We start from the raw sequence: 25,550 nt of genomic DNA on the forward strand, positions 1-25,550 counted from the left end.
ACCGTAAGACGGTGACTCCTTCCCCTGACGACCAGCTGGACGAGACGACCGCCACGGCTCAGGCCAAGAAGGCGCGTCCGGCGCGCACACCCGCAAAGGATGCTGCGGCGCGGACCGCGGCCGTGAAGGCGAGGGCGGCCGGGACGAAGTCCACCTCCGCGAAGCCGGCCGCGGCGAAGAGTTCGGCCGCGAAGGCTTCCGCGGCGAAGACGGCGGCGGCCAAGGCAGCGGCGGCGAAGACGACAGCCGCGAAGGCCGCTGCGAAGACGACGGCCGCGAAGACTTCGGCCGCGAAGACCGCGGCAGCCAAGGCAGCGGCGGCGAAAGCAGCGGCGGCGAAGACCGCGAAGGAGGCGGAGGCAGCAGCACAGCCGGATGCCGCGGCCGGCTCTGACCAGGACGCGACCGGACCGCGGACTCCTGCCCGCACGCCGAACAAGCGCCCGGCTGCCAAGCGCGCGGCTCCTCGCAAGAGCCGCTCCGGCGCATCGCGGGCCGTCGCGGCCGAGTCCGCGGCAACGGTCGTCGAGGCCGTCGCGCCTCCGGCACCCCGGGAAGACTCGCCGAGCCCCGCGGACGCGAGCGCTCCCGCGAACCCCGTGGCCGAGACGAGCCCCGCCGACGCCGCACCGCCGTCTTCCGCACCTGAAGGGAGCCCGGCGTCCACGGTGGGCGAGGAGGCTCTTGAGACCGACATCGCGCAGGCCGCGCCGTCTGTGGGGGAGTCGGAGATCTCCAGCGAGTCCGCCGCGTCCTCGGCCGAGGAGGCGTCCGGCGCCGCCGGACCCGACGATCCGGCCGATCCGCCGGTCGTCCAGGCCGCGGACGAGCCGGCCACTACTGAGGCAGCCGCGCCTGCCGCCGATCCGGTCGGCGACGTCGTCTCTGTCGATACCTCTCCGGACTCCGACTCGTCGGAGTCCGGAACCGTATCCGTCGGCGAGGAGTCCGCGACCGCGATCTCCGACGAGGAGCCTCCCACGGCGTCCTCCGACGGAACCTCCGTGTCCGGAGGCTCCGACGCGCTCGCCACCGCGGCAGCGGCTGACGAGGCGTTCGCCGACGTCGAGAGCCCGACGTCCGCGGACGCCCTCCGCGTGCGCGGCCTCATCAAGGACTTCGGCGACCAGCGCGCCGTCAACGCGATCGATCTGACGGTGCCGGCCGGTTCCTTCTACGGGATCGTCGGCCCCAACGGCGCGGGAAAGACGACGACCCTCTCCATCATCGCCGGGCTGCTGCGCGCCGACGGCGGCACCGTTCACGTCTCGGGCATCGACCAGAAGGCCGATCCGCTCGGCGCGAAGCGCGTCATGGGCGTCCTCCCGGATCGCCTGCGCACCTTCGACCGCCTCACCGGCCGTCAGCTTCTGCATTACTACGGGCTGCTGCGCGGCCTCGACTCGGATGTCATCGAGAAGCGCTCCGCGGATCTCGCGCGCGCCTTCGACCTCACCGGCGCGCTGAGCCGGGTCGTGTCGGACTACTCCGCCGGCATGACGAAGAAGATCATGCTCGCCGGGGCCATGATCCACTCGCCGCGCGTGCTCGTGCTCGACGAACCCTTCGAGGCCGTCGACCCGGTCTCGTCGGGCGTCATCCTCGACATCCTGCGCGCCTACGTGGCTCACGGCGGAACGGTCATCCTCTCGAGTCACGGCATGGACCTCGTCGAGCGGGTCTGCTCGCGTGTCGCGATCATCGTCGGCGGCGACGTGCTCGCCGAAGGCACGATCGACGACGTGCGCGCCGGCCAGACCCTCGAGTCCCGGTTCGTGGAGCTCGCGGGATCGACCAGCGAGGTGGAGGGGCTGGAGTGGTTGCACACGTTCTCCGACTGAGGGTCGCCCTGCTGTTCGGCTCCCTCCGCGGCGCTCGCGCTTCCCGGACGCTGTTCGGACTGGTCGGCCTGACCATCGCCACCGTCGTCGTCTGCATCGCCGTGCTCAGCCTCGCGGAGGCCGAGACCGCTGTGGCGCGCACGGTCATCGTGCTCGGCGCGGCAGCCGTGTTCCTCGCGTTCCTCGTCGGGCCGATGCTCACCGGAGCCGTGGACCAGCTCGATCCGCGACGGTTCGCGGTGTTCGGCGTCGACGAGCGCAGCATGCCGTGGGTGCTGGCGCTCGCTTCGCTCATCAGCGTGCCCACGTTCGCCCTCATCGCGGTCACCGCATGCGTCTCGATCGTCGGCGTCCGGCTCGGCGTCCCCTGGCCTGCGGCCGTGTTCGCCGGTGTCCTGGGCGTCCTGACGGCGGTGCTGGCCGCCCGCGTCGGCATGGCGATCAGCGCCATCTGGCTGCCGGAGCGCCGCTCGCGCGAACTGACGGCCCTGTTCACCCTGGCCGTCGTCGTGGTCGCGTTCCCGGTCGCGATCTTCCTCGCATCGCTGGAATGGGAAGGTCGCGTGCCCGCCGCGGTCGCCACGGCGACGGGCATCGTCGGCGCCACTCCGCTCGCCGCCCCGGTGGGCCTCCTGTTCGCCCTGGCCGCGGAAGACGCCGCCGCCGCGTGGATCAGCGGCGTCGTCGCTGTCCTCACCCTCGCCGGCCTCGCCGCCATCTGGGCAGGGCTCGTCCGGCACCAGCTGACCACGACCGAGCGTCCGATCGCTGCGCGGGAGCGCACCGGACTCGGCTGGTTCGGGCTGCTGCCCTCGACCCCCTTCGGCGCGATCGCCGCCCGCAGCCTCGTCTACTGGCTGCGGGACCGCCGCTACATCGTCAACATCGTCGTGGTGCCGATCGCGGGCGTCCTGACGGTGTTCCCTCTGCTGGTCGCCGGCGTGCCCTTCGCCGTCGCGGTGCTCATCCCGGTGCCGGTCATGGCGCTGTTCCTCGGCTGGCTTCCGCACAACGACATCGCCTACGACTCGACCGCCTTCTGGGTCCACGTCGCCTCGGGGGTGCGCGGGCTTCCCGACCGCCTCGGCCGGCTGGTGCCGATCTTCCTGGTGTCGCTCCCCATCCTCGCGATCGCCGTCCCGGTCACCCTCGCCCTCACCGGCCACTGGAGTCTGCTGCTGCCGTTCACCGGCCTGGCGGCCTGTCTGTTCCTCGCCGGCCTCGGCCTCTCCAGCGTGGTCTCGGTGATCGCCCCGTATGCCGTGTCGCGGCCCGGCGACAGCCCTTTCCAGCAGCCGCAGCGCTCGGTGTCGCGAGGCGCCTTCGGCCAGGCCGGAGTCTTCCTCGGAACGCTGCTCGTGTCGATTCCGACGATCTGGCTGTTCGCCCTCACGGTCGCCGGGAGCGAGGCGCACGCCCCCGCCGCGTTCTGGACCGGGATCGGGACGGGCGTCGGCATCCTGCTCCTGGGCGCCGTCATCGGCGGGCGGATCTTCGAGCGCAGCGGCGAGCGCCTGATGGAGTTCGTCGAGACCGCGTGATCGACGCCCGCGCGAGCGGGCACGCGACTAGAATCGGCGCATGAGCACTCCCCTGGACAGCCCCGATCAGGGCGGCGTGGCAACGCTTGATCGCGAACTCGAAGAACTCCTCAAGGAAGAGAACGTCGAGCCGGGCGACCACGAGCGCTTCAGCCACTACGTGAAGAAGGACAAGATCCTCGAGTCCGCGATCACCGGGAAGCCGGTGCGCGCCCTGTGCGGCAAGAAGTGGACACCGGGACGCGACCCCGAGAAGTTCCCGATCTGCCCCACCTGCAAGGAGATCTACGAGTCGATGGTCGGCTGAACGTCAGTCCGCGTCGACGAGCACGGTGGGGATCGCCGGATCCGACTTGCTGAGCGCCAGCGCACGCACGGGCAGCTCTTCGCGCACCCGGAGATGATGGGCGCGGGCGGATGCCGTGCCCTCCGGCCCCTCGTAGGAGCTGTCGATCTCGCCGTTGTCCACGAACGTCACCTGCAGGGGTCGGGCGTCCGGATGCTCGGAGGGGGTGTCCAGCTCCTCGAAACCGTCGGACACGACGATCGTCTCGGCGACCGCGACACCGTCGGACAGCGTGCGGAACGCCGCCTTCCGGCCGCCCTGGGATCCCTTGTCCGCTGAGGCCTTGGCGACCGAGACCCAGCCGCCGTCGGCATCCTGCCTGGCGACGAGCTTGTAGACCATGCTGGCGGTCGGGTATCCCGAGCCGGTCACGACCGAGGTCCCCACGCCGTACGCATCCACCGGTGACGCGGCCAGAGCCGCGATGGCGTGTTCGTCGAGATCGCTCGTGACGGTGATGCGCGTGCCCGTGGCGCCGAGCTCGTCGAGCTGAGCGCGCACGGCCGCAGCGACGATCGGCAGGTCGCCCGAATCGATCCGGACGCCGCCGAGACCCGTGCCGGCGACCCGGACAGCCGTCTCGACGCCCGTGCGGATGTCATAGGTGTCCACGAGCAGCGTCGTGTCGGTGCCGAGGCTCGCGATCTGCGCGCGGAACGCCTCCTCCTCGCTCTCGTGCAGCAGCGTCCAGGAATGCGCCGCCGTGCCCATGGTCGGGATGCCCCATCGGCGCCCGGCCTCGAGATTGCTCGTGGCGCCGAAGCCCGCGATGTACGCGGCGCGGGCGGCGGCCACGGCGGACTGCTCGGCCGCCCGGCGCGAACCCATCTCCGCCAGCGGGCGTTCGCCGGCGGCGATGCTCATCCGCGACGCGGCCGTGGCCACCGCGGAGTCGTGGTTGAGCACGCTCAGCGCGAGCGTCTCCAGCACGACGGCGTCCGCGAACGACCCCTCCACGGTCAGAAGGGGGGAGCCGGGGAAGTAGAGCTCACCCTCGCGATAGCCGCTGATGGAGCCGGTGAACCGGTAATCCTCCAGATAGGCGATCGTCGCGGCATCCACCATCTGCTCGTCGCGCAGGAAGCGCAGCTCGTCCTCGCCGAATCGGAAGTCCCGCAGCAGCGACAGCAGACGTCCGGTGCCGGCGACCACGCCGAAGCGCCTGCCGCCGGAGAGGCGGCGGGAGAACAGCTCGAAGACGCACGGCCGGGAGGCGGTGCCGTCGCGCAGCGCCGCGCTCAGCATGGTCAGTTCGTATCGGTCGGTGAGCAGCGCCGTCGACGAGGTCATGCGCTCAGCATAGTGAGCGCGGCGGCGCATCCCGCCCGACGGCGCGGGTAGGCTGGTGAGTCATGAACGACGCACCCATCGGAATCTTCGACTCGGGCGTCGGCGGGCTCACGGTGGCGAGGGCGATCCGCGCACAGCTGCCGCGGGAGTCCTTCGTCTACATCGGCGACACCGCGCACTCCCCGTACGGTCCCAAACCCATCGCGGACGTGCGCCGCTATTCGCTCGAGGTCCTCGACACGCTCGTCGACCAGGGCGTGAAGATGCTCGTGATCGCGTGCAACACGGCCTCCGCGGCGGTCCTGCGCGATGCGCGGGAACGCTACGACGTCCCGGTCGTCGAGGTCATCGGGCCGGCCGTGCGCAGGGCCGTGTCGACCACGCGCAACGGACGCGTCGGCGTGATCGGGACCGTCGGCACGATCGGATCGCGCGCCTATCAGGACATGCTCGAGGTCAACGAGCGCCTCGACGTCTTCACGGCGGCCTGCCCGCGCTTCGTCGAGTTCGTCGAGGCGGGCATCACCGGTACACCCGAAGTTCTCGCGACGGCGGAGGAGTACCTCGCCCCGTTGCGCGAGGCGGACGTCGACACCCTCGTGCTGGGCTGCACGCACTATCCGTTCCTGCGCGGTGCGATCGGCTACGTCATGGGGGAGGGGGTGTCGCTGGTCTCCAGCGACGACGAGACCGCCGCGGACGTGTACCGTCACCTCGTGCGCGACGATCTGCTGGCGCCGCCGGATGCCGTCGCCACCTCGGTCTACGAGGCCACCGGCGACTCGGCCGAGGACTTCACCGCGCTCGCGAACCGGCTGATGGGACGCGAGGTGCGCGACGTGCAGCTGGTGCAGACCGGCGTCATCACGCTCCCCGAAGCACAATCCCTGGAAACCAAGGAGACTCATGTCTGACATCGTCCGCGCCGACGGCCGTTCCGCGGATCAGCTCCGCCCGATCACGATCGAGCGCGGATGGAGCGCGCAGGCCGAAGGGTCGGCCCTCATCAGCTTCGGCGGGACGAAGGTGCTGTGCACGGCATCGTTCACCAACGGCGTCCCGCGGTGGCTCACGGGGAAGGGCAAGGGCTGGGTCACCGCCGAGTACGCCATGCTCCCGCGCGCGACGAACAGCCGCAACGACCGCGAGAGCGTCAAGGGCCGCATCGGCGGACGCACGCACGAGATCTCGCGTCTGATCGGCCGGGCGCTGCGCGCCGTGGTCGACACCAAGGCGCTCGGAGAGAACACGATCGTCATCGACTGCGACGTGCTGCAGGCCGACGGCGGCACCCGCACGGCGGCGATCACGGGCGCGTACGTCGCTCTGGCGGACGCGATCGAGTGGGGCCGCGACAAGAAGTTCATCGGCAGGAACGCCAAGCCGCTGCTCGACTCCGTCGCGGCCGTCTCGGTCGGCATCGTCGACGGCGAGCCGATGCTGGACCTCGCCTACGTCGAGGACGTGCGCGCGGAGACCGACATGAACGTCGTCGTGACCGGCCGCGGGCTGTTCGTCGAAGTGCAGGGCACCGCCGAGGGGGCGCCGTTCGACAAGCGCGAACTCGATGCCCTGCTCGACCTCGGAGTCGCCGGCTGCGCCGACCTCACGGGCCATCAGCTGACGGCTCTCGCCGGGGAGTGAGCGTGCGCGTCGTCCTGGCCACCCACAATCCCCACAAGGTCGCCGAGTTCGCCCAGATCGTCGCCCGCGCGCGCCCCGATCTCGAGGTCGTCGGCTATGACGGCCCCGAACCCGTCGAGGACGGCGTCACCTTCGCCGAGAACGCGCTCATCAAGGCCCGCGCCGCGGCCGAGCACACCGGCCTCACCGCGCTCGCCGACGACTCCGGCATCTGCGTCGATGTGCTCGGGGGATCGCCGGGCGTCTTCTCGGCGTACTGGGCCGGCCAGAAGAAGGACGCCGGAGCGAACCTCGAGCTGCTGCTCGACCAGCTCGCGGACATCGCCGATCACCATCGCGCGGCGCAGTTCGTGTCGACGATCGCGCTGGTGACGCCGGACGGCGACGAGCACGTCGTCCAGGGGGTCTGGCCGGGGCGGCTCGCCCGCGCCGCCTCCGGCGAGGGCGGCTTCGGCTACGACCCGATCTTCGTTCCGGACGGACAGGAGGGCACTCCCCGCAGCGTGGGCGAGTTCACGCCCGAGGAGAAGCAGTCGCAGTCGCATCGGGCCCGGGCCTTCGAAGCCCTCATCCCGCTGCTCGAGGCGCTCTGAGCCGCCGCAGGCGGACGCGCTGTCGCAACTGAGAATCGTCACCATTCCCGACTGGCGGAATTCGCCTCTGACGGCCGATTCCGCTCGTACGCTGGAGGCATGCACGACCACGCCCACACCCCCGGGATCCGAGGAGCGAGCAGCCGGAAGCTGCTGACGATCTCGCTGTGCCTGACGGCCACGATCATGGTCGTGCAGGTCGTCGGAGCCTGGCTCACCGGATCCCTCGCCCTGCTCGCCGACGCCGCCCACATGTTCACGGACGCCTCGGCTCTCGTCATCGCGCTCATCGCCAGCGTGGTCGCAGCGCGCCCGGCCGACGACCGGCGCACGTTCGGCTACCAGCGCGCCGAGGTGTTCGGTGCGCTGATCAACGCGATCATCCTCATCGTCCTGGCAGCGATCGTCGCCGTCGAGGGCGTGTCCCGCCTGCTGCAGCCCGCCGAGACCGAGGTCGCCGGGCCCCTCATGCTCGTCGTCGCGGTCGTCGGTCTGCTCGCCAACGGCGTCGCGATGTGGCTGCTGAGCGCCGCGCAGCGCACGAGCATCAACGTGCGCGGCGCCTACCTCGAGGTCCTGGGCGACCTCATCGGATCCGCCGCGGTCATCGTGGCCGCCGTCGTCATCATCGCGACGGGGTGGATGCCCGCCGACGCGATCGCATCGCTGTTCATCGCGGCCATGATCATCCCGCGGGCGGTGACCCTGCTGCGCGAAGTGGTGTCTGTGCTGGCGGAGTCCGCCCCGAAGGGGATGACGGTCGCCGACATCCGCACCCATCTGCTGGCCATGGACGGCGTCACCGGGGTGCACGATGTGCACGTCTGGCAGCTCACGCGCGGCGCGCCGGTGTTCACGGCGCACGTGAGCGCCGATCCGCGCGTGCTCGCGACAGGCGGGTCGGCGGCACTGCTCGCATGGCTGCAGGACTGCCTGGCCGATCACTTCGACGTCGAGCACTCCACGTTCCAGATCGAGCCGTCCGATTCTTCGCACTGCGAGCAGACCCACGCGTGAGCCCTCTTAGACGCGTCCCCTAGTCTGAGGGGATGCCCGAACGCCGCCGCCTGCTCGATTTCCGTGCCCTGCGGCGGTCGGACGGAGCGCTGCTGCTCGTCCTGTTCCTGCTCGTCGACGCAGCGATCGTGGCGCTGCACCTGTCGCTGAAGGTCTTCGGCACGCCCGCGGGGGAGGCCTTCGATCTCGGCGTCGACCGCTCCTACGGCGAGATGCTGATGTACGTCAAGCTCGGCTGGATCACGGTCCTGGGCATCCTGCTGGCTCGACGACGACGGACGGCCGTGTTCGGGGCGATCGCCGCCGGCAGCCTCCTGCTCCTGCTCGAGGACGCGCTGATCCTGCACGAGCGGATCGGGTGGCATCTCAACGAGGGCGTCCTCGACGCGCTGCCCGCGCTCGCCGGACTCGGCATCCTGTCGGTCCAGTTGGGCGAGCTGCTGTGGCTCGGCGTGGTCGGCGTGACGATCGTCGTGCTGTTCGTCGTGTCGTTCCTGCGGGCCGGCCCCGTGGATCGTCGGGACGCTCTGAGCATCGCCGTGTTCTTCGTCGCCGTGGGCTTCTTCGCGCTCGTCGTGGACACCGTGCACAGCCTGTTCGCGCTCGGTTCGCCGGGCGATCTGCTCTTCACCGTGCTCGAAGACGGCGGCGAACTCATCGCGCTCACGCCCGCCGTCGCCCTGGCCTTCGCGCTCGCCGCCGAGAGCGCGAGCACACCGGACCAGGATCAGGACTCGACGACGATCTCGTCCACGCGCTTGTCCGGTCTCAGGCCCCGCCAGCGCGCGTGACGCAGGATGCCGTCCGGCGTCCAGTTCGCGAACTCCACCTCGCCGACGAGCTCGGGACGCACCCACAGCGCATCTGAGGCGTCCGGACCCGGAACGCCCTTGACCTGTCGCTTCGCCACGCGCAGCGGATCGAGACGGGACGTGAGGTCGCGCAGGATGCGATCGGTGAACCCGCTGCCGACCCGGCCGATGTAGCGCAGCGCCCCGTTCTCCGGGATCGCGAGCAGCAGCGACCCGATCGATCCTGAACGGTTCCCCTTCCCGGGACGGATGCCGGCGATGACGACCTCCTGCGTGCGCGTGTTCTTGATCTTCAGCCAGGAGCCCGAGCGCGTCCCCGGGCGGTACGTCGAACGGGCGTCCTTGACGACGACGCCCTCGAGTCCGAGATCCTGACTCGTCTGCAGCGCGGCGTCGATGTCGTCGAAGACGGGCGGCACGACGACGGGTCCGTCGGCGCTCTCGGCCAGCGTCTCCAGGAGCCGGCGGCGATCGCGCAGCGGCGTGCGGGTGAGGTCGTGCCCCTCCAGGCGGAGCAGGTCGAACAGGTGATAGGCGATCGGGGTGCGGATGACCTCGCGTTCGATCTCGCGCGGCTTCGTCAGGTGCATCCGGTTCTGAAGGCGTGTGAAGCTCGGGCGGCCGGAGGAGTCCATCGCGACGATCTCGCCGTCGACGATCGCTTCCGAGACGGCCAGGTGCGGTGCGCCGTCGGCCGTGAGCTCCGGGTAGCGGGCAGTGATGTCCGTGCCGCTGCGCGCGTACAGGCGCATCCGTCCGTCTCGCCACACGCCGAGCGCACGGATGCCGTCCCACTTGATCTCCGCCCACGCCGAGCCGAGTCCCCGTGCGAGCCCGGCGGTGCCGCGCTCGGCGAGCATCGGCTCGGGGGCGGTCGTGCTCTCGGCGACGGTCATGGTCTCGGCGACGGGTTCGGGATCGGCGACGGGTTCGGGATCGGTGGCCGTCGCCTTCGGTTGCGACGGGGGGACGTCAGCCCCGGCATCCGGAGCGTGTGATCCCTCCGCCCCGGACGCCGGGGCAACGGGATGCCGCGGTGCGGGATGCGCCGTGGCGTCCTTCATGCGGTGCAGCAGCCAGGACGACTTCTCCCCGCTGCCCTCGGTGCGGATGAGCGCCAGACGAGCCCGCCCGAGCGGACCTCGTCCGCGGAACGTGGCGATCACCTCGTCGTCCCGCCATTTCTCGATGTCGACGGTCCCGGTGTCCCAGATGCTCATGCGCCCCGCGCCGTACTGTCCGTGCGGGATGTCGCCCTGGAACTCGAGGTACTCCAGCGGGTGGGGCTCGGTCATGACGGCGAGGTGATTGCGATCGCTGCGCTCCGGGACGCCCTTCGGAACCGCCCAGCTGACGAGGACCCCGTCGCGCTCGATGCGCAGGTCGTAGTGCAGGCGTCGTGCATGGTGCTCCTGGATGACGAAACGGGGCAGCGCACCGGGCGGAGACGGTTCGACGGCGTGCAGTTCCGGCATCGGCTCCGGAGTGCGCCCGGCTGTTCGCTTGGAGAGGTAGGGGGCGAGCTGTCCCGCCGAAGCGGCATTCGCGAAGGCGGACAGGGGATCGACGCCGTCGGCGATGCGCGCCAGCACCTCGTCCAGCTCGAGGTGACGCAGAGCGGGGTCCGCCAGCTCTTCCCACGTCCGCGGCGCGGCGACCGTCGGCCGCTCCCGACCCCGCAGCGAGTAGGGCGAGATGGTCGTCTTCGATGCGTTGTTCTGACTCCAGTCCAGGAACACCTTGCCGCCGCGCGCGGCCTTCGCCATGACGCTCGTGGCGATGTCCGGATGATCGGCCTCGATCGCGCGGGCGAGCTCCCGCGCGAGAGCGGAGACCTGATCGCTCGTCTGGGTGCCGTCCAGCCGCGAATACAGGTGGATGCCCTTGCTGCCGCTGGTGACCGGCACCGGCTCGAGACCGATGTCGGTGAGGATGTCGCGTGCGAGGCCCGCCACGTGCGCGCAGGCGGCGAGGTCCGCGCCCGGTCCCGGGTCGAGATCGATCACCAGGCGGTCGGGGAGCCCTCGTCCTCCGTCCGGGGCGAAGCGCCATTGCGGCACGTGCAGCTCGATCGCGGCGATCTGCGCGAACCACACGAGGGAAGGGAGGTCCTCGATCAGCGGATAGTCCTTCGGGCCGTCCGAGTGCTCGATGCTCCGACGTGCGACCCAGTCGGGAGTGCCCTGCTCGATCTGCTTGGTGAAGAACGCATCGGCCGGGGCTTCCGCCGTACCGACGCCCTCGACCCAGCGCTTGCGCGTCACGGGTCTGCCGGACAGCAGCGGCAGCATCCGCGGCGCGACGGCCGAGTAGTAGGCGATCATCTCGCCCTTCGTCGTGCCCGTGGCCGGGTAGAGGACCTTGTCGAGGTTCGTCAGGCGCACGCGGCGACCGTCGACCTCGACGATCTGCGCGTTGCTGGGCATGCCGAAAGCGTAGCCGCAAGCCCCTGGCACCGACGGGCCATTGCAGTGTTCACTGGTGTCATGAGGTCGATCTGGAAAGGCGCCCTGACGTTCGGGCTCGTGAACGTCCCGGTGAAGGTGTACTCCGCCACCGAGGACCACGATGTGCCGCTGCATCAGGTGCACGATGAGGACGGCGGACGCATCCGCTACAAGCGGACCTGCGAGGTGTGCGGCGAGGTGGTGCCGTACCAGAACATCGATCGCGCCTACGAGGAGGACGGCCAGCGCGTCGTGCTGACGAAGGACGATCTCGACGCGCTTCCGGCGGAGCGCAGCCGCGAGATCGACGTCGTGGAGTTCGTCCCGAGCGAGCAGGTCGACCTGCTCACCCTCGACAAGGCGTACTACCTGGAACCGGACTCGAAGTCCCCGAAGGCATACGTGCTGCTGCGCAAGACCCTGGAGCAGACCGACCGGACGGCGATCGTGCGATTCACGCTGCGTCAGAAGACCCGTCTCGCGGCGCTGCGCGTGCGAGGGGACGTGCTCGTGCTGCAGACCCTGCTGTGGGCCGACGAGGTCCGCGAGGCGTCGTTCGACTCGCTGGATGAGGACGTGAAGATCTCGAAGAAGGAGCTCGAGCTCTCGGCGAGCCTCGTCGACAGCTATTCGAGCGACTTCGACCCCGAGGCGTTCGTCGACGAGTACCAGAAGGAGCTGCGCACGCTCATCGACGCGAAGATCGAGGCCGGAGACACGTTCGACGTCGCCGAGACCTTCGGTGAGGAGGGCGAGGAGGCGGCCAAGGGAGGCGAGGTCATCGACCTCATGGAGGCGCTGCGCGCCAGCGTCGAGAAGTCCCGCGCCAAGAAGCGCGACGCGGGCTGAGCCCTGGTGCGGACGTCGGCGTCAGTGCTTGCCGTCGCCGTCCAGGTCGGGAGCGCGGTCGAACACCTCGGGGTTCAGGCTGAGCTGGGCAGCCTCCGCGGCATCCGTGTCGGGGTCGCCGCCGGCGGCCAGTTCCTTGCGGACCTTCCGACGCTCCGAGAAGTAGTGCCAGAGGGTGACCAGGGCCGTCCCACCGACCGCGACGAGCAGGATGAGGTCGATGTATTCGGTGACGAGATCACGCACCCAGGGGATGTAGGCGATCAGGTAACCCACCATGGTGAGTCCGAAACCCCAGATCATGGCACCGATGAGGTTGTACAGCGAGTACCGGCGCCAGGGCATGTGTCCGACGCCGGCGGCCACGGGTGCGAAGGTGCGCACGATCGGCACGAAGCGCGCGAGGATCACCGTCAGCCCGCCGTAGCGCTCGAAGAAGGCATTCGTGCGCTCGACGTTCTTCCTGCTGAACAGTCCCGATTCCTTGCGCTCGAAGACGGCCGGTCCGCCCTTGTGGCCGATCAGATAGCCGACTTCACCGCCGACGAACGCCGCCAACGCGATCAGGAGCGACACGAACCAGATGTTGACCCCGAACACGTTGCTGGTGTGCGTGAGCAGACCGGCGATGATCAGCAGCGTGTCGCCCGGGAGGAGGAAGCCGACGAGAAGTCCGGTCTCGGCGAAGATGATGAAGCACACCACGAGCAGGGCCCAGGGCCCTGCGGCGCCGATGATCGTGGCGGGGTCGAGCCAGGGGATGAGCGCGATGTGATGCATGGTGTCCCGTCGTGCGGATCGATCGGCGGTCGAGTGCGCGTGTGCGCACTCCGTGTGCGGAAGGTGGGACTTGAGTCCCACCGGCCCCCTCCACGCGCCTCTGCGCGGCGCGCGGAGCCTCCGGGCCGGCGGGGCCCGGCGCTGCAAGGAGCCGGTCTACTGCGTGAGCGCCGACGCCGCGGCCCTTCGGACCACGGCCTCGCCGCTCGTGCGGAAGGTGGGACTTGAACCCACACGCCCGAGGGCACAGGAACCTAAATCCTGCGTGTCTGCCAGTTTCACCACTCCCGCGCTGAGCGTTGCCAGTCTAGCCGCGGCACCGGGATCCGCGCTGGCGGGTCAGCCGCCGCGATCCGTTCGGGGTTTCCGGAATCATCCGCCCAGCAGAGCGGCGATCTCGTGGAACCCGCGGTCGCGGGCGTGATCGAGCGCCGTGCGGCCCTCCGCGTCCCGGATTCCGGGATCGGCTCCGGCCTCGAGCAGCAGGCGCACGATCTCCTGCTGGGCGGCACCGCCGTCCCCGAACACCACGGCCTCGAGCAGCGCCGTCCACCCGTTGAGGTTCACGCGGTCCAGGTCGATGTCCAGCTGCACCGCCCGGCGGACGTAGTCGACGTGACCGCGTTCGGATGCCGGATGGACGGGCGTTCCGCCGCGCCGGTTCGGGATGGTGAGATCCGGTCGGCCGGGGAGCAGCGCCTCCAGCATCGCGACGCTGCCGGTGACGCCGGTCATTACCCAGGGTGTGTCCCGCCGGGCGTCGAGGGCGTCCGGATCGGCGCCCATCGCCACGAGGAGTCGGGCGAGCGCGACGTGATCCGCGAGCACGGCCTGCATGAGCGGGGTGCGCTGGTCGGCGTCCCGGGTCTCGAGGTCGGCACCGGCACGGATCGCGAGGGCTGCGGCATCCGCGTCCCCGGCCTCGGCGGCTGCCCGCAGAGCCCCGTCCGGATCGGTCGGTTCCGGCGATGACAACGCCCGCTCGAGCGTGCGCCGGGCGGTGTCGTGTCCGCGCTGCTCGGCCATCTCCAGCGGGGTGAGACCCTCCGACTCGGACGCGCGATCGAGCTGCGCGCCGCCGGCCACCAGAGCGCGCACGGTCAGGGCGTACTCGGCGGTGTCGTCGCCGAGCCAGATCGCCTCGTGGAGGGCCTGGTACCCGATCCGGTTCACGTGGTCGCGGTCGATGCCCGCCTGCAGCAGTGCTCCGACGACATAGCCGTGCCCGCGCTCCGCGGCGCGGATCAGGCCCGTCCCGTTCCAGCTGTCGGTGGCGGTGATGTCGGCGCCTTCGGCGAGAGCCAGATGCAGCAGGTCGAGGTGACCCTCGCTGGTCGCGACGAGGAACGCGGACTGCTGCGTGTCGTCCTGCGCGTTCACGTCGGCGCCGTCGGCGATCAGCCGGGTCGCGCGTTCGACGTCGTCCGCCCACGCCGCGTCGATGAGCGCTTCGTCGATCGGACGGAGAGCTGGCGGTGGCGACATCTCGCCGACAGGGGTCGAGTCCGCCTCCGGGGCCTGCGTTGTGCACGCGACGAGTGCGACGGAAGCGGTCGCGGCGATGGCGAGCAGGAACGGGGTGCGGCGCATGAGGACCTCCGGGATCGGCGTCCATCGATCGTGGCGCTCCAGCGATCGCGGCGCATCGTCCGCTCGGCGCCGGCTCGATGGCCGATCGGATGATGCGCTGCCCGAGCCTGTGGATAACTTCCGAGGCCGCCGACGGATTCCTGACAGGATGCTCGCGTGAGCCAGCCAGCATCCGTCGTCGCCGAGCGCGTGCGGCGGCGACTGCGCGCCGAGCGCACCGATCCGTCCGTGGACCCGGTCGAGGCTCGTCGTGTCGCGCAGGCCGAGGTGCGCCGGCATAACGATCTCGCGCTGTCCCGCGGCGAGGCCATGGTGGACGACGAGAGCGCGCTGGTGCGCGAGGTGCTCGCGTCCGTGCACGGCTACGGACCGCTCCAGCCTCTTCTCGATGACGACGCGATCGAGGAGATCTGGATCAACGGTGCGGATCGGGTGCATGTCGCCCGTGGCGGCATCGCCGAGCGGGTGCCGGTGCGGCTGTCCGACGCCGAGATCCGCGACCTGGTCGAGCGGATGCTGCAGACCACCGGGCGCCGCGTCGACGTCAGTCAGCCGTTCGTGGACGCCTCGCTGCCGGACGGTTCGCGCCTGCACGTGGCGATCGCCGACGTGGTCCGAGGCGGCTGGGCGGTGAACATCAGGAAGTTCCTGCCTCGGTACCGGACGCTGGATGCGCTCGTCGCCCAGGGGATGATGCCGCCGGACGTCGCGGATCTGCTCCGTCAGACGATGCGCACCGGCCGGAGCGTCCTGGTATCCGGCGCGACGCATGCCGGCAAGACGACGCTCCTCGGCGCTCTGCTGGCGTCGTGCGCCGACGAGCAGCGCATCATCACGGCGGAGGAGACGTTCGAGCTCGCGGTGGACGGCCCCGATGTGATCGCCCTCCAGGGGCGGCAGGCCGGCCTCGAGGGCGTCGGGGAGATCACGCTGCGACGGCTCGTCAAGGAGGCACTGCGCATGCGGCCGGATCGGCTCGTGATCGGCGAGGTGCGCGATGCCGAGGCGCTCGACCTCGTGCTGGCGCTCAACACGGGTGTGCCCGGTGCAGCCACGATCCACGCCAATTCGGCGGCGGAGGCACTCGAAAAGCTCAGCATCCTGCCGCTTCTGGCCGGACGCAACATCGACCGCTCCTTCATCGCTCCCGCAATCGCGTCGTCGATCGCCTTCGTCGTGCACTGCGCGCGGGATGCCGGCGGCGAGCGGCGCGTCACCGAGGTCCTCGCACCCACCGGAGAGGTCGTCGAAGGGCGGATCCTCACCCGGGCCGTGCTGCGCGCGGAGGTGCACACATGACCCTGCTGCTCGGAGTCGCGCTCGCCGCGGGACTGCTGCTGTGCGCGTCGCCGTGGCTGTGGCCGCCGCGGGACCGCCCGGCGGAACCCGCCCCGCGCCGCGGAGCGCTGACCCGCCTGCTCGAGGAGGCCGGTCTCGGCGGTGTGCGGGCGCGGACCCTCGGGATCGTCATGCTGGCCGCCGCCGTGGTCGCGGCCAGCGCTGTGTGGTTGCTGACCGGGCTCGCCGCCCTCGCGCTCGTCGCTGCCGCGGCCGCCGCCGCGGCGCCGGTCGCCTACCTGCGGGGTAGACGTCTGCGCCTGCGCAAGGCGCGGCGGCAGCTGTGGCCTGACGTGTGCGATCTGCTCATCGCCGCGATCCGGGTGGGGCTGTCGCTCCCGGACGCCGTGGCGGGCCTCGCGGAGTCCGCGCCGGTCGCCGTGCGACCCGCCTTCGCCGTGTTCGCGCGCGACCTGCGCGCGACCGGCCGCTTCGAGACGAGCCTCGACCGACTGAAGGCCACGCTCGCCGACCCCATCGCCGATCGGATCATCGAGACGCTGCGGATGGCGCGCCAGGTGGGTGGAACCGATCTGACGGGGGTGCTGAGGGCGCTGTCGTCCTCGGTGAGGGCGGACGCGGCTCTGCGCGGAGAGGTCGAGGCGAAGCAGTCCTGGATCCACGGCGCCGCCGTCCTCGGGGCCGTGGCGCCGTGGGTGATCCTCGCCCTGCTGGCGATGCGTCCGGAGGGCGCCGAGGCGTACGGCACGCCCGAGGGCGTGCTCGTCATCGTCAGCGGGGCCGTCGTCACGGTCGTCGCGTTCCGCATCATGATCCGGATCGGACGCCTGCCCGAACCCAAGCGGTGGTTCGGATGACCGCGATCACCGACATCGCGATCGCGGTTCTGCTCGGCGGCCTGCTCGCCGCCGGCATCCTGTTCGTGCTGGCGTCCCTGCCGCGGTGGCGTGCCGCGTCGTTGAGCGTGCGGATCGCGCCCTACGTGCGCGACGTCGTGCCGGATGCGCTCCTGCCGCGCGGGATCCTGCCGAGCGCCGGTGCGCTCTCCGCCAGCGGCCGATCGGCATGGGACCGTGCGCGCGACGCGTTCGATCGCCTGCTGGGCGGGGGAGACGCCCTGCGGATGCGGCTCGCGCAGGCCGGCAGCCCTCTCGAGCCCGGCGCCTTCCGCGGTCGGCAGCTCGGCTGGGGTCTCGCGGGGGCCGCGGCGGGCGCTCTCGTCGTCATCGCGCTCGCTGTGAGCGGCCGGATGACGGCGCCGGCGGCACTCCTTCCCGTGCTGGGCGGGGCCGCCGCGGCGATCGGCTACGACATGCTGCTCACCACGCGTGCCCGGGCCCGGATGACCCGGCTCAGCGAAGAACTGCCGACCACTCTCGAGTTCCTCGCGCTGTGCCTGTCGGCGGGGGAGGGGCTTCTCGACGCGATCCGGCGCCTCGCCGGCGTCGGCTCGGGGGAGCTCACCGAGGAGCTGCGCCACGTCGTCCTCGCGGTCAACACGGGCTCGCCGCTCGCCGACGCGCTCGGCGAGATGTCCGCCCGGCTGCAGCTGCCCGGACTGTCGCGCGCGGTCGATCAGGTGATCGCTGCTCTGGAGCACGGGGCGCCGCTGGCCGCCGTCCTCCACGCGCAGGCGGCGGATGCCCGCGAGGACGCGAAGCGCGGACTGATCGAGCAGGCCGGCCGCAAGGAGATCCTCATGCTCCTGCCCCTCGTCTTCCTGATCCTTCCCCTGTCCGTCCTGTTCGCGATCTTCCCCGGCCTCTTCATCCTCCGGCTCGGCCTCGGCTGAGCCGCGACCCATCCGATACGAAAGGAACCGACATGACCCGATTGCGACAGTGGCGCGCCCGACTGGATGCACAGGCCCGCGCGCTCGTCGAGGACGAGACCGGCGACGTGCCCGGCTGGGTGCTCGTGACCTTGATGACCGCGGGCCTCGTGGTGCTCATCTGGGCGGTCGCCGGCCCGGCGCTCACCTCGCTGTTCGAACAGGCGATCGCCCGGGTCTCCGGAATCTGAGCCGTGTCCTGGCGGGTCGTGCGCGATGAGCGCGGGTCGAGTCCGGTCGAGTTCGTTCTCGTCGGCTCCCTCCTCACCGTGCTCACGCTCGCCGTGCTGCAGCTGGGCCTGGCGATGTACGTCCGGAACGTCGTGCACGACGCGGCCGCCGAGGGCGCGCACTATGCCGCGCTCGCCGACACCGGTCCGGAGGCCGGCGCCGCGCGCGCCGCCTCGGTCATCACGACCGCGGTGGGAAGCGACTACGCCGAGGACATCACCGTGTCCCGGCGCTCGGAGTCCGGACACGAGGCCGTGGTCGTGCGCGTGCGCACCACGCTGCCGGTGCTCGGGCTGATCGGAATCCCGTTCGGGCTGGAGGTGGAGGCGGATGCGCCGCTGGAATCGCTGGGCGAGGGACGATGAGGGCTCGGCCGCGCTCGAGTTCATCGTCGTCGGCGTGATCCTGCTCGTCCCGCTGGTGTACCTCGTGCTGACGCTCGGTGCCGTGCAGGAGCAGACCCTGGGCGTCGAAGCGGCGGCCCGTCACTCCGCCCGTGCGATGGGCCAGGCCCCGGATGCTGGAACGGCCGCAGCTCGCAGCGAAGCGATTCTGACGAGCGTGGTCGAGGAGTACGGCATGGATCCGGCATCCGTGCAGGTGTCGATCTCGTGCCGGCCGGCATCCGCGGAGTGCCCGGCGCCGGGCGCGACCGTGATCGTGACGGTCGCGACGCGGGTGTCCCTGCCGTTCGTCCCGCCCGTTCTCGGCCTCGACACGATCGCGTCGATCCCTGTCGAGGCGCAGGCGGCGCAGAAGATGTCGCGGTTGTGGGGCTCCGGGTGAGGCGCGTGCGTGCGATCGCGGCGGACGAGGACGGCAGCATCCTGCCGTTGATCCTGGGATACGTCGTGCTGGCGATCGCCGTGGTGTTCGCGTGCGTGTGCGCGACCGACCTGTACATCGCGCAGAAGCGCCTGGACTCGCTGGCGGATGCCGCGGCGCTCGCGGGCTCCGACGGCTTCACGCTCGTCGTCGAGGGAGAGGACGTCCGCGCCGAGCTCACCGGCGACGGGGTCCTCGAGCAGGCGGAGGCCGTCGTCGCGGCGATGCCCGGCGGGGCGAGGCTCGTCTCCGCCGATGCGCCGGACGGCGTCACGGCCAGGGTGACGGTCGCGGGCACGTGGCATCCGCCGCTGTTCTCGCCCTTCGTCCCCGACGGCGTCGAGCTGCAGGCGACCGCGACGAGCCGCACCGCCCTGCAGTAGTTTCAGTCCCGCTGCCGTGGGCTGAACCGGGGGATCCAGCGCAGGAACCCGAGGGCACCGACCAGCCCGACCACGCCCATGAGCCCGGTCGCGACCGACAGGGACGCCACGGCCGTCACGCCCGACACGATGAGCGGAGCGACGGCGCCCCCGGCATCCGTCAGCGTCCGCCAGGACCCGAGGAACGCCGCGGGCTCGGTCTTGGGGGCGACATCGGCTCCCAGGGTCAGCAGGATGCCGCTGGACAGCCCGTTGCCGACGCCCAGCACGGCCGCCAGCATCCCGAACCACAGCACAGCGGCGTCGCCGTCGTGCGTGAACGACAGCACGAGGAATCCGCTGCCCATCAGCACCATCGCGGGCATGGCCGCCCACAGCCTCCCGAACCGGTCCATGACCTGCCCGCTCGCGTAGAACAGCGCGAAGTCGATCGCCCCGGAGACGCCGACGACGAGAGCGATGGTCTGGGCATCCAGGCCGAGCGACACGCCCCACAGCGGCAGCACGACCTGCCGGGCCGAGCGGACGGCCGACAGGGATGCCGCGGCCAGCCCGAGCCGGCCGAGCACCCCGCGGTGGTGCCACATCGTGCGGAACACCCCGGCCCGCTCGATCGTCGGAATCGATCCCGAGACGGCCTCGCCGGTGTCCTCCGCGAGCGTGCCGTTCGCGACCGGCGTCGTCTTCTCCGGATCCGGCCCGAACAGCACGAGGAAGACCATCACCGCGAGGCACGCGAGGAAGAACCAGATGGCGGCGACCTCGTCCGCGAAGATCTGCAGCAGGGCCGCCGTGACGAACGGACCGATGAACACGCCCAGACGGAAGCTGCCACCCAGCAGCGACAGGGCTCGGGCCCGGAAGTTGACGGGCACACGTGTCGTCATGAAGGCGTGCCGCGCGAGCCCGAACGCGGCAGCGCAGAACCCGAGCAGGAACACGGCCGCGGCGAACACACCGAGCGAGGGCGACAGGATCATCCCGATCACCGCGACCATCGACACCAGCCCGGCGATCACCATCGTGAACCGTTCGCCGATGCGGGCCACAGCCCAGCCGGCCGGGAGGTTGCCGCACAGCTGGCCGACCACGAGGGCCGAGGCGACCAGCGCGGCCGAGGCGACGTCCGCCCCCATGTTCGCCGCGATCACCGGGATCAGCGGGATCACGGCGCCTTCGCCGAGGGAGAAGAGGATCGTCGGCAGGTACACCATCGGCCCGAACCGCCTCAGGACCGTGGACGCGCTGCTCATCGCCGCCACTCTACTCGCGCCCTGCCCGGCGGCCCTTCGCCGCGGCGCGAAGCAGGATAGGCTGAGGTGTCATGCTCGAACTCGATCTCTCCGCCGAAATCCAGGCGCTCAGGCAAACCTTCGGCGACATCAGCGAGGTCGTCGATGTCTCCCGTCTCCGCGAGGACATCGCGCGGCTCAGTGAAGAGGCGGGTGCGCCGGATCTCTGGGACGACACCGAGCGCGCTCAGAAGGTGACCAGCGCCCTCAGTCACCGCCAGTCCGAGCTCGCGCGCATCACCGGCATCGCGCAGCGCCTCGACGATCTCGAGGTCCTCGTGGATCTCGCCAACGAGATGGGCGACGAGGACTCCGCGCTCGAGGCGCGCAACGAGCTCTCCGCGCTCACCGAGATCATCAACCAGCTCGAGGTGCAGACACTGCTGGACGGCGAGTACGACGAGCGCGCGGCGATCATCACCATCCGCTCCGGTGCGGGAGGAGACGACGCCACCGACTTCGCCGAGATGCTCCTGCGCATGTACCTGCGCTGGGCCGAGCAGCACAAGTATCCGGTCAAGGTCATGGACACGTCCTACGCCGAGGGCGCCGGGATCAAGTCGGCCACCTTCGAGGTCGACGCCCCGTACGCGTTCGGCACGCTCTCGGTCGAGGCCGGCACTCACCGCCTCGCCCGCATCAGCCCGTTCGGGTCCGCCGACAAGCGCCAGACCTCCTTCGCCGCCGTCGAGGTCATCCCGCTCATGGAGGAGGCCACCGAGGTCGACATCCCCGAGGCGGACATCCGCGTCGACGTGTTCCGTTCCTCGGGCCCCGGCGGCCAGTCGGTCAACACGACCGACTCCGCCGTGCGCATCACGCACCTTCCGACGGGCATCGTCGTGTCGATGCAGAACGAGAAGTCGCAGATCCAGAACCGCGCCGCCGCCATGCGCGTGCTCCAGACCCGCCTGCTGCTGCTGCAGAAGGAGGAGGAGGCGGCCAAGAAGAAGGAGCTCGCCGGCAACATCACGGCGAGCTGGGGCGACCAGATGCGCTCGTACTTCCTCTACGGTCAGCAGCTCGTGAAGGACCTGCGCACCGGCTACGAGTCCGGAAACCCCGCCTCGGTGTTCGACGGGGACCTGGACGGCTTCATCTCGGCGGGCATCCGCTGGCGCAAGCGCAAGGATGACGACGACTGACGCGTCGCCGACGAAGCGGCCCCCGGTGATCCACCGGGGGCCGCCGTCGTCTCAGGGCGCTGCTACTGCACCGCCACGAACACCTCGTCCGCGAACATCCCCGGCGTGACGCGGAGCAGTCCGTCATCTCCCACCGGCACCTCGAGGACGATGTTCCCGGTCGCCGAGGCATCCGTGTACAGCTCCTGCAGACCGATCGCGGGCTCCGGCGGCACCGCCAGAGAGTCGGCGCTCGAGATCACCTCTCCGGTGCTCGTGACGTAGTCGATCATCGCCATGAGCGCGTAGCCGGACTCGTCTCCGGTGTAGGTCACGGTGGCGTTCACGACGGCGTAGGCGTAGCCCTCTGCAGGCTGCTCGTTGAACTGGTTGGCAGCGAGGACGTCCGCCGTCGCGTCCAGCGCGACGCTGTTGATGACCACGTCGTACTCGTCGCCCGAGATCGTGCTGCCCAGGGCGGCCGGGTTCTCACGGCTTCCGACCTCGTCGGAGTCGCCCGCGTCGGTGTCATCCGTGTCGGCGTCGTCGGCATCGTCGACGGGACCCTCCGTGACGGACGAGTCGGTGAACTCGTCGAACGCCTCCTGCGCGGTCGCGAACAGCAGGCTGAAGAACACGATCGCCCCCACGATCGCGCCGACGACGGCGAGGATCAGACCCGTGATCGCAGGCCATTTCGCGCCCTTGAGGAAGAGGGCGACGATCGACAGGATGAGCCCGATCGGCAGAAGCACCCAACCGACGACGAGTGCACCGGGGATGCACGCGAAGATGAATCCGATCACGGAGACGGCCAGCGCGATCCACGCGAGCACGTGCGGCTTCTTCTTCGGAGCGGTTTCCGCAGGCGCCGCGGCGGGGTAGGCCTGCGCGGGTGCGGCGGCCGGGGCCGCGGGCGCGGCGTACGGCGGCAGGCCGCCGTCGGGCGAAGCCGGGATCGTCGGCGGCGCGAACGCCGGCGCGTCGGCCGGCTGAGCCGGCGCCGCAGCCGCGGGCGTCAGCCCGGCATCCGTGCCCGTGGCGGTCTCGGCAGCCGGAGCGAAGTGCTCCGTCCACTGCGTGCCGTCCCACCAGCGCTGACGGCCCGAACCGTCGTCGTACCAGCCTGCAGGGGTGCTCATGTCTCCTCGAGTTCTCGCGCCGGTTGCTGTGCGCGGCACGGACGCGGGGCTCGCCCCTCCCGGGCGCCCTCCCTCATCTATACCAGTCCTATGAGACATCTGTGAGTGCGGGCGAGCGCGCCCCGGGAGGGGTGTCGCTCGCGGGGCGCGCGCTCCTCGCGCTTAGGCTCGTAGCGCCATGATTCGGTTCGAGAACGTCACCAAACGCTATCGGGGCACCAAACGCCCTGCCCTGTCGGGGGTCGACTTCGAAGTGCAGCGCGGGGAGTTCGTCTTCCTCGTCGGCGCCTCGGGCTCCGGCAAGTCGACCTGCCTGCGCCTCATCCTGCGCGAGGAGGTTCCGACCACGGGTCGCGTCGCCGTCCTCGGCCGCGACCTCCGTTCGCTCGCGAACCGCAAGGTGCCGTACTTCCGGCGCCACATCGGCTCCGTCTTCCAGGACTTCCGGCTGCTGCCGTCCAAGACCGTGTACCAGAACGTCGCGTTCACGCTCCAGGTGACCGGTTCGTCGCGCGGCTTCATCCAGCAGGCGGTGCCGGAGGCGCTGGCCCTGGTGGGTCTGGACGGCAAGCAGAAGCGGATGCCGCATGAGCTGTCGGGTGGTGAGCAGCAGCGCGTCGCGATCGCGCGCGCCATCGTGAACCGGCCGCAGGTGCTTCTCGCGGACGAGCCGACCGGAAACCTCGACCCCGCCACCTCGGTGGGCATCATGCAGCTGCTCGCCCGCATCAACGCCGGCGGGACGACCGTGCTCATGGCGACGCACGAGGCGGCGTTCGTCGACCAGATGCAGCGTCGCGTGATCGAGCTGCGCGACGGCGAGATGGTCCGCGACGAGGTGCACGGCGGATACGGCGACACCTCCGCGATCCCGCTGCTGACGCCTGAGCAGGAGCGCGGCGCGGCCGCGGCCGCGGCCCTCACCGCCGTGCAGGAGGTCCAGCGCGAGACGGCGTCGATCCCGCCGCTGGATTCGGCCACGATCGCGCGGATGCAGGAGGCCAAGGGACGCGCCGCCGCGACCCCGGCACTGACGACGCCGCCCGCTGCGGGCGCAGGGGCCGCACAGGCGCCCGTCTCCGCGGCATCCGGTGACACCGGCCCGACGCCCGAGACGCCCCGCACCCACCCGATCGCCCTCCCCGAGGTCGACATCGCCGAGGTGGGGGTGGCCGATCGTCTCGGGCTCGTGGACAAGGACGACGACGAAGTGGGGCCGACATCATGAGGATCGGACTCATTCTGACCGAGGCCCTGGTGGGCCTGCGGCGCAACGCCTCCATGGTCATCTCCGTCGTGCTGGTGACCTTCGTGTCCCTCACCTTCGTCGGCGCGGCGATCCTGATGCAGGAGCAGATCTCCACCATGCGGGCCTACTGGTCCGAGCGTGCGCAGGTCGCGGTCTACATGTGCTCCCCGGTCTCCGAGACCGGCACGTGCACCGAGGGCGAGGCGACGCAGGATCAGCTGGATGCCGTGCAGGCCGAGCTGGACGGCGACGCGCTGTCGCCCCTGATCAGCAGCGTGCGCTTCGAGGACAAGGCCGAGGCCTACGCGAACCTCGTTGAGCTGCTCGGCGACGACCAGGCGAGCGTGCTCACCGAGGATCAGATGCAGCAGAGCTTCTGGGTGACCCTGAAGGATCCCGCGCAGTCGCGCGTCATCGCCGAGTCGTTCACCGGCGTGCAGGGGGTCGAGGAGGTCGTCGATCAGCTGAAGTACCTCGATCCGCTCTTCTCCGCGCTGACCGTGGCCACGTACATCGCGGTCGGCATCGCCGTGCTCATGCTCGTGGCCGCCGTGCTGCTCATCGCGACGACGATCCGACTGTCGGCGTACGCGCGGCGCAAGGAGATCGGGATCATGCGCCTGGTGGGCGCGTCGAACCGGGTGATCCAGACGCCGTTCGTGCTGGAGGGCGTCTTCGCGGCCTTCCTGGGCTCCGCGCTCGCGAGCGCAGCGGTCGTGGCCGGCGTCCACTTCGGGGTGAACGGCTATCTGCGGGGTCGCGTCCCCTCGATCACGACCTGGGTGACGATGCAGGATGCCGCCTTGGTGGTGCCGATCCTCATCGCGATCGGCGTCGTGCTGGCGGCGCTGTCCGCCGGGTTCGCGATCCGTCGCTGGCTGCGCACCTGATAGGCTGACAGGCTGCCGTGCGCCCGCACGGCGGGGAGTCAGGAGAGCACCATGCCCAGGGAACGCGGGGAGAAGGTCGTCGCGACCAATCGTCGCGCACGTCACGACTACACGATCGAGAAGTCGTACGAAGCGGGACTCGTGCTCACCGGCACCGAGGTGAAGTCGCTGCGCCAGGGGCGGGCGAACCTCACCGACGGGTACGCGTTCATCAAGGGCAACGAGGCGTTCCTCGACGCCGTGCACATCCCGGAGTACTCCCAGGGGCACTGGACCAACCACGCCGCCAAGCGCGTGCGCAAGCTGCTGCTTCACCGCGAGGAGATCCAGAAGCTGCAGCACGCGGTGTCGGCCGGCGGGTACACGCTCGTACCGCTGAAGCTGTACTTCTCGGACGGCAGGGCGAAGGTCGAGATCGCGCTGGCCAAGGGCAAGCGCGAGTACGACAAGCGTCAGGCGCTGCGCGAGCGTCAGGACAGCCGCGAGGCCGAGCGCGCCATGCGGCTGCGCAACCGGCTGGGGGAGTAGGACGGT

26 protein-coding genes and 1 tRNA gene are annotated in these 25,550 nt (G+C 70.6%); 20 read left to right on the plus strand and 7 right to left on the minus strand.

Annotated features, from left to right (window positions below):
- Positions 1 to 11: 11 nt before the first annotated feature.
- From AC3RXZ_RS08850 to AC3RXZ_RS08860, 3 genes are read left to right on the plus strand one after another with little or no spacing between them, the layout of a single operon-like run.
- Positions 12 to 1,841, plus strand: coding sequence for an ABC transporter ATP-binding protein (locus AC3RXZ_RS08850; RefSeq protein WP_491493774.1), 1,830 nt, complete (start codon positions 12 to 14; stop codon positions 1,839 to 1,841).
- Positions 1,817 to 3,382, plus strand: coding sequence for a hypothetical protein (locus AC3RXZ_RS08855; RefSeq protein ID WP_491493775.1), 1,566 nt, complete (start codon positions 1,817 to 1,819; stop codon positions 3,380 to 3,382). The genes AC3RXZ_RS08850 and AC3RXZ_RS08855 overlap by 25 nt, the downstream gene beginning before the upstream one ends.
- A 40-nt stretch (positions 3,383 to 3,422) precedes the next feature.
- Positions 3,423 to 3,689 carry a DUF3039 domain-containing protein gene (locus tag AC3RXZ_RS08860; RefSeq protein ID WP_147037533.1) on the plus strand — a complete coding sequence of 89 codons (267 nt, stop codon included), beginning with the start codon at positions 3,423 to 3,425 and terminating at the stop codon, positions 3,687 to 3,689.
- Between the two features lie 3 nt (positions 3,690 to 3,692).
- Here the strand turns inward: AC3RXZ_RS08860 and AC3RXZ_RS08865 are convergent, their stop codons facing one another.
- Positions 3,693 to 5,048 carry a nicotinate phosphoribosyltransferase gene (locus AC3RXZ_RS08865; protein ID WP_491493776.1) on the minus strand — a complete coding sequence of 452 codons (1,356 nt, stop codon included), beginning with the start codon at positions 5,046 to 5,048 and terminating at the stop codon, positions 3,693 to 3,695.
- A gap of 32 nt (positions 5,049 to 5,080) precedes the next feature.
- On the opposite strand from AC3RXZ_RS08865, the gene murI reads away from it, so the two are divergent.
- The 5 genes from murI to AC3RXZ_RS08890 all read left to right on the plus strand — a co-directional run bounded on the left by murI (position 5,081) and on the right by AC3RXZ_RS08890 (position 9,063).
- Positions 5,081 to 5,932 carry a glutamate racemase gene (gene murI, locus AC3RXZ_RS08870; RefSeq protein WP_491493777.1) on the plus strand — a complete coding sequence of 284 codons (852 nt, stop codon included), beginning with the start codon at positions 5,081 to 5,083 and terminating at the stop codon, positions 5,930 to 5,932.
- The gene (gene rph, locus AC3RXZ_RS08875; protein WP_491493778.1) at positions 5,925 to 6,662 is read left to right on the plus strand and encodes a ribonuclease PH; all 738 of its coding nucleotides are present in this window, start codon (positions 5,925 to 5,927) and stop codon (positions 6,660 to 6,662) included. The genes murI and rph overlap by 8 nt, the downstream gene beginning before the upstream one ends.
- Entirely contained in the window at positions 6,659 to 7,255 is a 597-nt protein-coding gene (gene rdgB, locus AC3RXZ_RS08880) for an RdgB/HAM1 family non-canonical purine NTP pyrophosphatase (RefSeq protein WP_491493779.1), read from the plus strand. Before rph ends, rdgB begins: the two co-directional genes overlap by 4 nt.
- Before the next feature lie 99 nt (positions 7,256 to 7,354).
- On the plus strand, positions 7,355 to 8,272 hold the full coding sequence (locus AC3RXZ_RS08885; RefSeq protein WP_491493780.1) for a cation diffusion facilitator family transporter: 918 nt from the start codon (positions 7,355 to 7,357) through the stop codon (positions 8,270 to 8,272).
- A 32-nt stretch (positions 8,273 to 8,304) separates the two neighbouring features.
- Complete coding sequence (locus AC3RXZ_RS08890; RefSeq protein WP_491493781.1) at positions 8,305 to 9,063, plus strand: DUF8692 domain-containing protein; 759 nt, start codon at positions 8,305 to 8,307, stop codon at positions 9,061 to 9,063.
- Here the strand turns inward: AC3RXZ_RS08890 and AC3RXZ_RS08895 are convergent.
- A complete protein-coding gene (locus tag AC3RXZ_RS08895) occupies positions 9,000 to 11,510 on the minus strand; it encodes an ATP-dependent DNA ligase (RefSeq protein WP_491493782.1) in 2,511 nt (836 codons plus the stop codon). The genes AC3RXZ_RS08890 and AC3RXZ_RS08895 overlap by 64 nt on opposite strands.
- Before the next feature lie 60 nt (positions 11,511 to 11,570).
- Here AC3RXZ_RS08895 and ku point away from each other — a divergent pair, with 60 nt between their 5' ends.
- Complete coding sequence (gene ku, locus AC3RXZ_RS08900; protein WP_243232572.1) at positions 11,571 to 12,380, plus strand: non-homologous end joining protein Ku; 810 nt, start codon at positions 11,571 to 11,573, stop codon at positions 12,378 to 12,380.
- A gap of 21 nt (positions 12,381 to 12,401) precedes the next feature.
- Here ku and AC3RXZ_RS08905 read toward each other — a convergent pair whose 3' ends face one another.
- The 3 genes from AC3RXZ_RS08905 to AC3RXZ_RS08915 all read right to left on the minus strand — a co-directional run bounded on the left by AC3RXZ_RS08905 (position 12,402) and on the right by AC3RXZ_RS08915 (position 14,750).
- A complete protein-coding gene (locus AC3RXZ_RS08905; RefSeq protein ID WP_243232577.1) occupies positions 12,402 to 13,160 on the minus strand; it encodes a DedA family protein in 759 nt (252 codons plus the stop codon).
- A 209-nt stretch (positions 13,161 to 13,369) separates the two neighbouring features.
- A tRNA-Leu gene (locus AC3RXZ_RS08910) sits at positions 13,370 to 13,451 on the minus strand.
- Between the two features lie 81 nt (positions 13,452 to 13,532).
- On the minus strand, positions 13,533 to 14,750 hold the full coding sequence (locus AC3RXZ_RS08915) for an ankyrin repeat domain-containing protein (RefSeq protein WP_491493783.1): 1,218 nt from the start codon (positions 14,748 to 14,750) through the stop codon (positions 13,533 to 13,535).
- Positions 14,751 to 14,906: 156 nt separating this feature from the next.
- On the opposite strand from AC3RXZ_RS08915, the gene AC3RXZ_RS08920 reads away from it, so the two are divergent.
- The 7 genes from AC3RXZ_RS08920 to AC3RXZ_RS08950 are packed head-to-tail and all read left to right on the plus strand — an operon-like array spanning position 14,907 to position 19,319.
- Entirely contained in the window at positions 14,907 to 16,049 is a 1,143-nt protein-coding gene (locus AC3RXZ_RS08920) for a TadA family conjugal transfer-associated ATPase (protein ID WP_491493784.1), read from the plus strand.
- Positions 16,046 to 16,906, plus strand: coding sequence for a type II secretion system F family protein (locus tag AC3RXZ_RS08925; RefSeq protein ID WP_491493785.1), 861 nt, complete (start codon positions 16,046 to 16,048; stop codon positions 16,904 to 16,906). The genes AC3RXZ_RS08920 and AC3RXZ_RS08925 overlap by 4 nt, the downstream gene beginning before the upstream one ends.
- A complete protein-coding gene (locus AC3RXZ_RS08930; protein WP_491493786.1) occupies positions 16,903 to 17,841 on the plus strand; it encodes a type II secretion system F family protein in 939 nt (312 codons plus the stop codon). Before AC3RXZ_RS08925 ends, AC3RXZ_RS08930 begins: the two co-directional genes overlap by 4 nt.
- Before the next feature lie 32 nt (positions 17,842 to 17,873).
- Positions 17,874 to 18,071 (plus strand): hypothetical protein, encoded by a 198-nt coding sequence (locus AC3RXZ_RS08935; RefSeq protein ID WP_243232588.1) that lies wholly within the window; start codon positions 17,874 to 17,876, stop codon positions 18,069 to 18,071.
- Between the two features lie 3 nt (positions 18,072 to 18,074).
- On the plus strand, positions 18,075 to 18,476 hold the full coding sequence (locus AC3RXZ_RS08940) for a TadE/TadG family type IV pilus assembly protein (RefSeq protein WP_243232589.1): 402 nt from the start codon (positions 18,075 to 18,077) through the stop codon (positions 18,474 to 18,476).
- Complete coding sequence (locus tag AC3RXZ_RS08945) at positions 18,442 to 18,897, plus strand: TadE family protein (RefSeq protein WP_243232590.1); 456 nt, start codon at positions 18,442 to 18,444, stop codon at positions 18,895 to 18,897. Before AC3RXZ_RS08940 ends, AC3RXZ_RS08945 begins: the two co-directional genes overlap by 35 nt.
- Before the next feature lie 5 nt (positions 18,898 to 18,902).
- Positions 18,903 to 19,319 carry a pilus assembly protein TadG-related protein gene (locus tag AC3RXZ_RS08950; protein WP_491493819.1) on the plus strand — a complete coding sequence of 139 codons (417 nt, stop codon included), beginning with the start codon at positions 18,903 to 18,905 and terminating at the stop codon, positions 19,317 to 19,319.
- A gap of 2 nt (positions 19,320 to 19,321) precedes the next feature.
- Here AC3RXZ_RS08950 and AC3RXZ_RS08955 read toward each other — a convergent pair whose 3' ends face one another.
- A complete protein-coding gene (locus AC3RXZ_RS08955) occupies positions 19,322 to 20,572 on the minus strand; it encodes an MFS transporter (protein WP_491493787.1) in 1,251 nt (416 codons plus the stop codon).
- 71 nt (positions 20,573 to 20,643) lie between these two features.
- Between AC3RXZ_RS08955 and prfB the strand changes: the two genes are divergently transcribed.
- Positions 20,644 to 21,756, plus strand: coding sequence for a peptide chain release factor 2 (gene prfB / locus AC3RXZ_RS08960; RefSeq protein ID WP_243232592.1), 1,113 nt, complete (start codon positions 20,644 to 20,646; stop codon positions 21,754 to 21,756).
- A 62-nt stretch (positions 21,757 to 21,818) separates the two neighbouring features.
- On the opposite strand, the gene AC3RXZ_RS08965 is transcribed toward prfB, so the two are convergent.
- Complete coding sequence (locus tag AC3RXZ_RS08965) at positions 21,819 to 22,877, minus strand: DUF2510 domain-containing protein (protein WP_491493788.1); 1,059 nt, start codon at positions 22,875 to 22,877, stop codon at positions 21,819 to 21,821.
- Between the two features lie 178 nt (positions 22,878 to 23,055).
- On the opposite strand from AC3RXZ_RS08965, the gene ftsE reads away from it, so the two are divergent.
- Genes ftsE through smpB form a run of 3 tightly spaced genes read left to right on the plus strand, consistent with a single transcriptional unit; the run spans position 23,056 to position 25,544 of the window.
- A complete protein-coding gene (gene ftsE / locus AC3RXZ_RS08970) occupies positions 23,056 to 24,105 on the plus strand; it encodes a cell division ATP-binding protein FtsE (protein WP_243232594.1) in 1,050 nt (349 codons plus the stop codon).
- Complete coding sequence (gene ftsX / locus AC3RXZ_RS08975; RefSeq protein WP_243232595.1) at positions 24,102 to 25,016, plus strand: permease-like cell division protein FtsX; 915 nt, start codon at positions 24,102 to 24,104, stop codon at positions 25,014 to 25,016. Before ftsE ends, ftsX begins: the two co-directional genes overlap by 4 nt.
- 51 nt (positions 25,017 to 25,067) lie before the next feature.
- Positions 25,068 to 25,544: an SsrA-binding protein SmpB gene (gene smpB, locus AC3RXZ_RS08980; protein ID WP_243232601.1), complete on the plus strand. Its 477-nt coding sequence runs from the start codon at positions 25,068 to 25,070 to the stop codon at positions 25,542 to 25,544.
- Positions 25,545 to 25,550 lie beyond the last annotated feature (6 nt).

This window comes from Microbacterium cucumeris, from assembly GCF_058349845.2.

Excerpts from the sequence above, each read along its gene's own strand:
- AC3RXZ_RS08905 (WP_243232577.1), bottom strand. The coding sequence starts at position 13,160 with ATGCATCACATCGCGCTCATCCCCTGGCTCGACCCCGCCACGATCATC.
- AC3RXZ_RS08925 (WP_491493785.1), top strand. The coding sequence starts at position 16,046 with ATGACCCTGCTGCTCGGAGTCGCGCTCGCCGCGGGACTGCTGCTGTGC.
- AC3RXZ_RS08865 (WP_491493776.1), bottom strand. The coding sequence starts at position 5,048 with ATGCGCCGCCGCGCTCACTATGCTGAGCGCATGACCTCGTCGACGGCG.
- smpB (WP_243232601.1), top strand. The coding sequence starts at position 25,068 with ATGCCCAGGGAACGCGGGGAGAAGGTCGTCGCGACCAATCGTCGCGCA.
- ftsX (WP_243232595.1), top strand. The coding sequence starts at position 24,102 with ATGAGGATCGGACTCATTCTGACCGAGGCCCTGGTGGGCCTGCGGCGC.
- AC3RXZ_RS08945 (WP_243232590.1), top strand. The coding sequence starts at position 18,442 with ATGCGCCGCTGGAATCGCTGGGCGAGGGACGATGAGGGCTCGGCCGCG.
- AC3RXZ_RS08955 (WP_491493787.1), bottom strand. The coding sequence starts at position 20,572 with ATGAGCAGCGCGTCCACGGTCCTGAGGCGGTTCGGGCCGATGGTGTAC.
- prfB (WP_243232592.1), top strand. The coding sequence starts at position 20,644 with ATGCTCGAACTCGATCTCTCCGCCGAAATCCAGGCGCTCAGGCAAACC.
- AC3RXZ_RS08965 (WP_491493788.1), bottom strand. The coding sequence starts at position 22,877 with ATGAGCACCCCTGCAGGCTGGTACGACGACGGTTCGGGCCGTCAGCGC.
- AC3RXZ_RS08915 (WP_491493783.1), bottom strand. The coding sequence starts at position 14,750 with ATGCGCCGCACCCCGTTCCTGCTCGCCATCGCCGCGACCGCTTCCGTC.
- ftsE (WP_243232594.1), top strand. The coding sequence starts at position 23,056 with ATGATTCGGTTCGAGAACGTCACCAAACGCTATCGGGGCACCAAACGC.
- AC3RXZ_RS08930 (WP_491493786.1), top strand. The coding sequence starts at position 16,903 with ATGACCGCGATCACCGACATCGCGATCGCGGTTCTGCTCGGCGGCCTG.
- AC3RXZ_RS08890 (WP_491493781.1), top strand. The coding sequence starts at position 8,305 with ATGCCCGAACGCCGCCGCCTGCTCGATTTCCGTGCCCTGCGGCGGTCG.
- AC3RXZ_RS08860 (WP_147037533.1), top strand. The coding sequence starts at position 3,423 with ATGAGCACTCCCCTGGACAGCCCCGATCAGGGCGGCGTGGCAACGCTT.
- AC3RXZ_RS08935 (WP_243232588.1), top strand. The coding sequence starts at position 17,874 with ATGACCCGATTGCGACAGTGGCGCGCCCGACTGGATGCACAGGCCCGC.
- AC3RXZ_RS08885 (WP_491493780.1), top strand. The coding sequence starts at position 7,355 with ATGCACGACCACGCCCACACCCCCGGGATCCGAGGAGCGAGCAGCCGG.
- AC3RXZ_RS08895 (WP_491493782.1), bottom strand. The coding sequence starts at position 11,510 with ATGCCCAGCAACGCGCAGATCGTCGAGGTCGACGGTCGCCGCGTGCGC.
- murI (WP_491493777.1), top strand. The coding sequence starts at position 5,081 with ATGAACGACGCACCCATCGGAATCTTCGACTCGGGCGTCGGCGGGCTC.
- rph (WP_491493778.1), top strand. The coding sequence starts at position 5,925 with ATGTCTGACATCGTCCGCGCCGACGGCCGTTCCGCGGATCAGCTCCGC.
- ku (WP_243232572.1), top strand. The coding sequence starts at position 11,571 with ATGAGGTCGATCTGGAAAGGCGCCCTGACGTTCGGGCTCGTGAACGTC.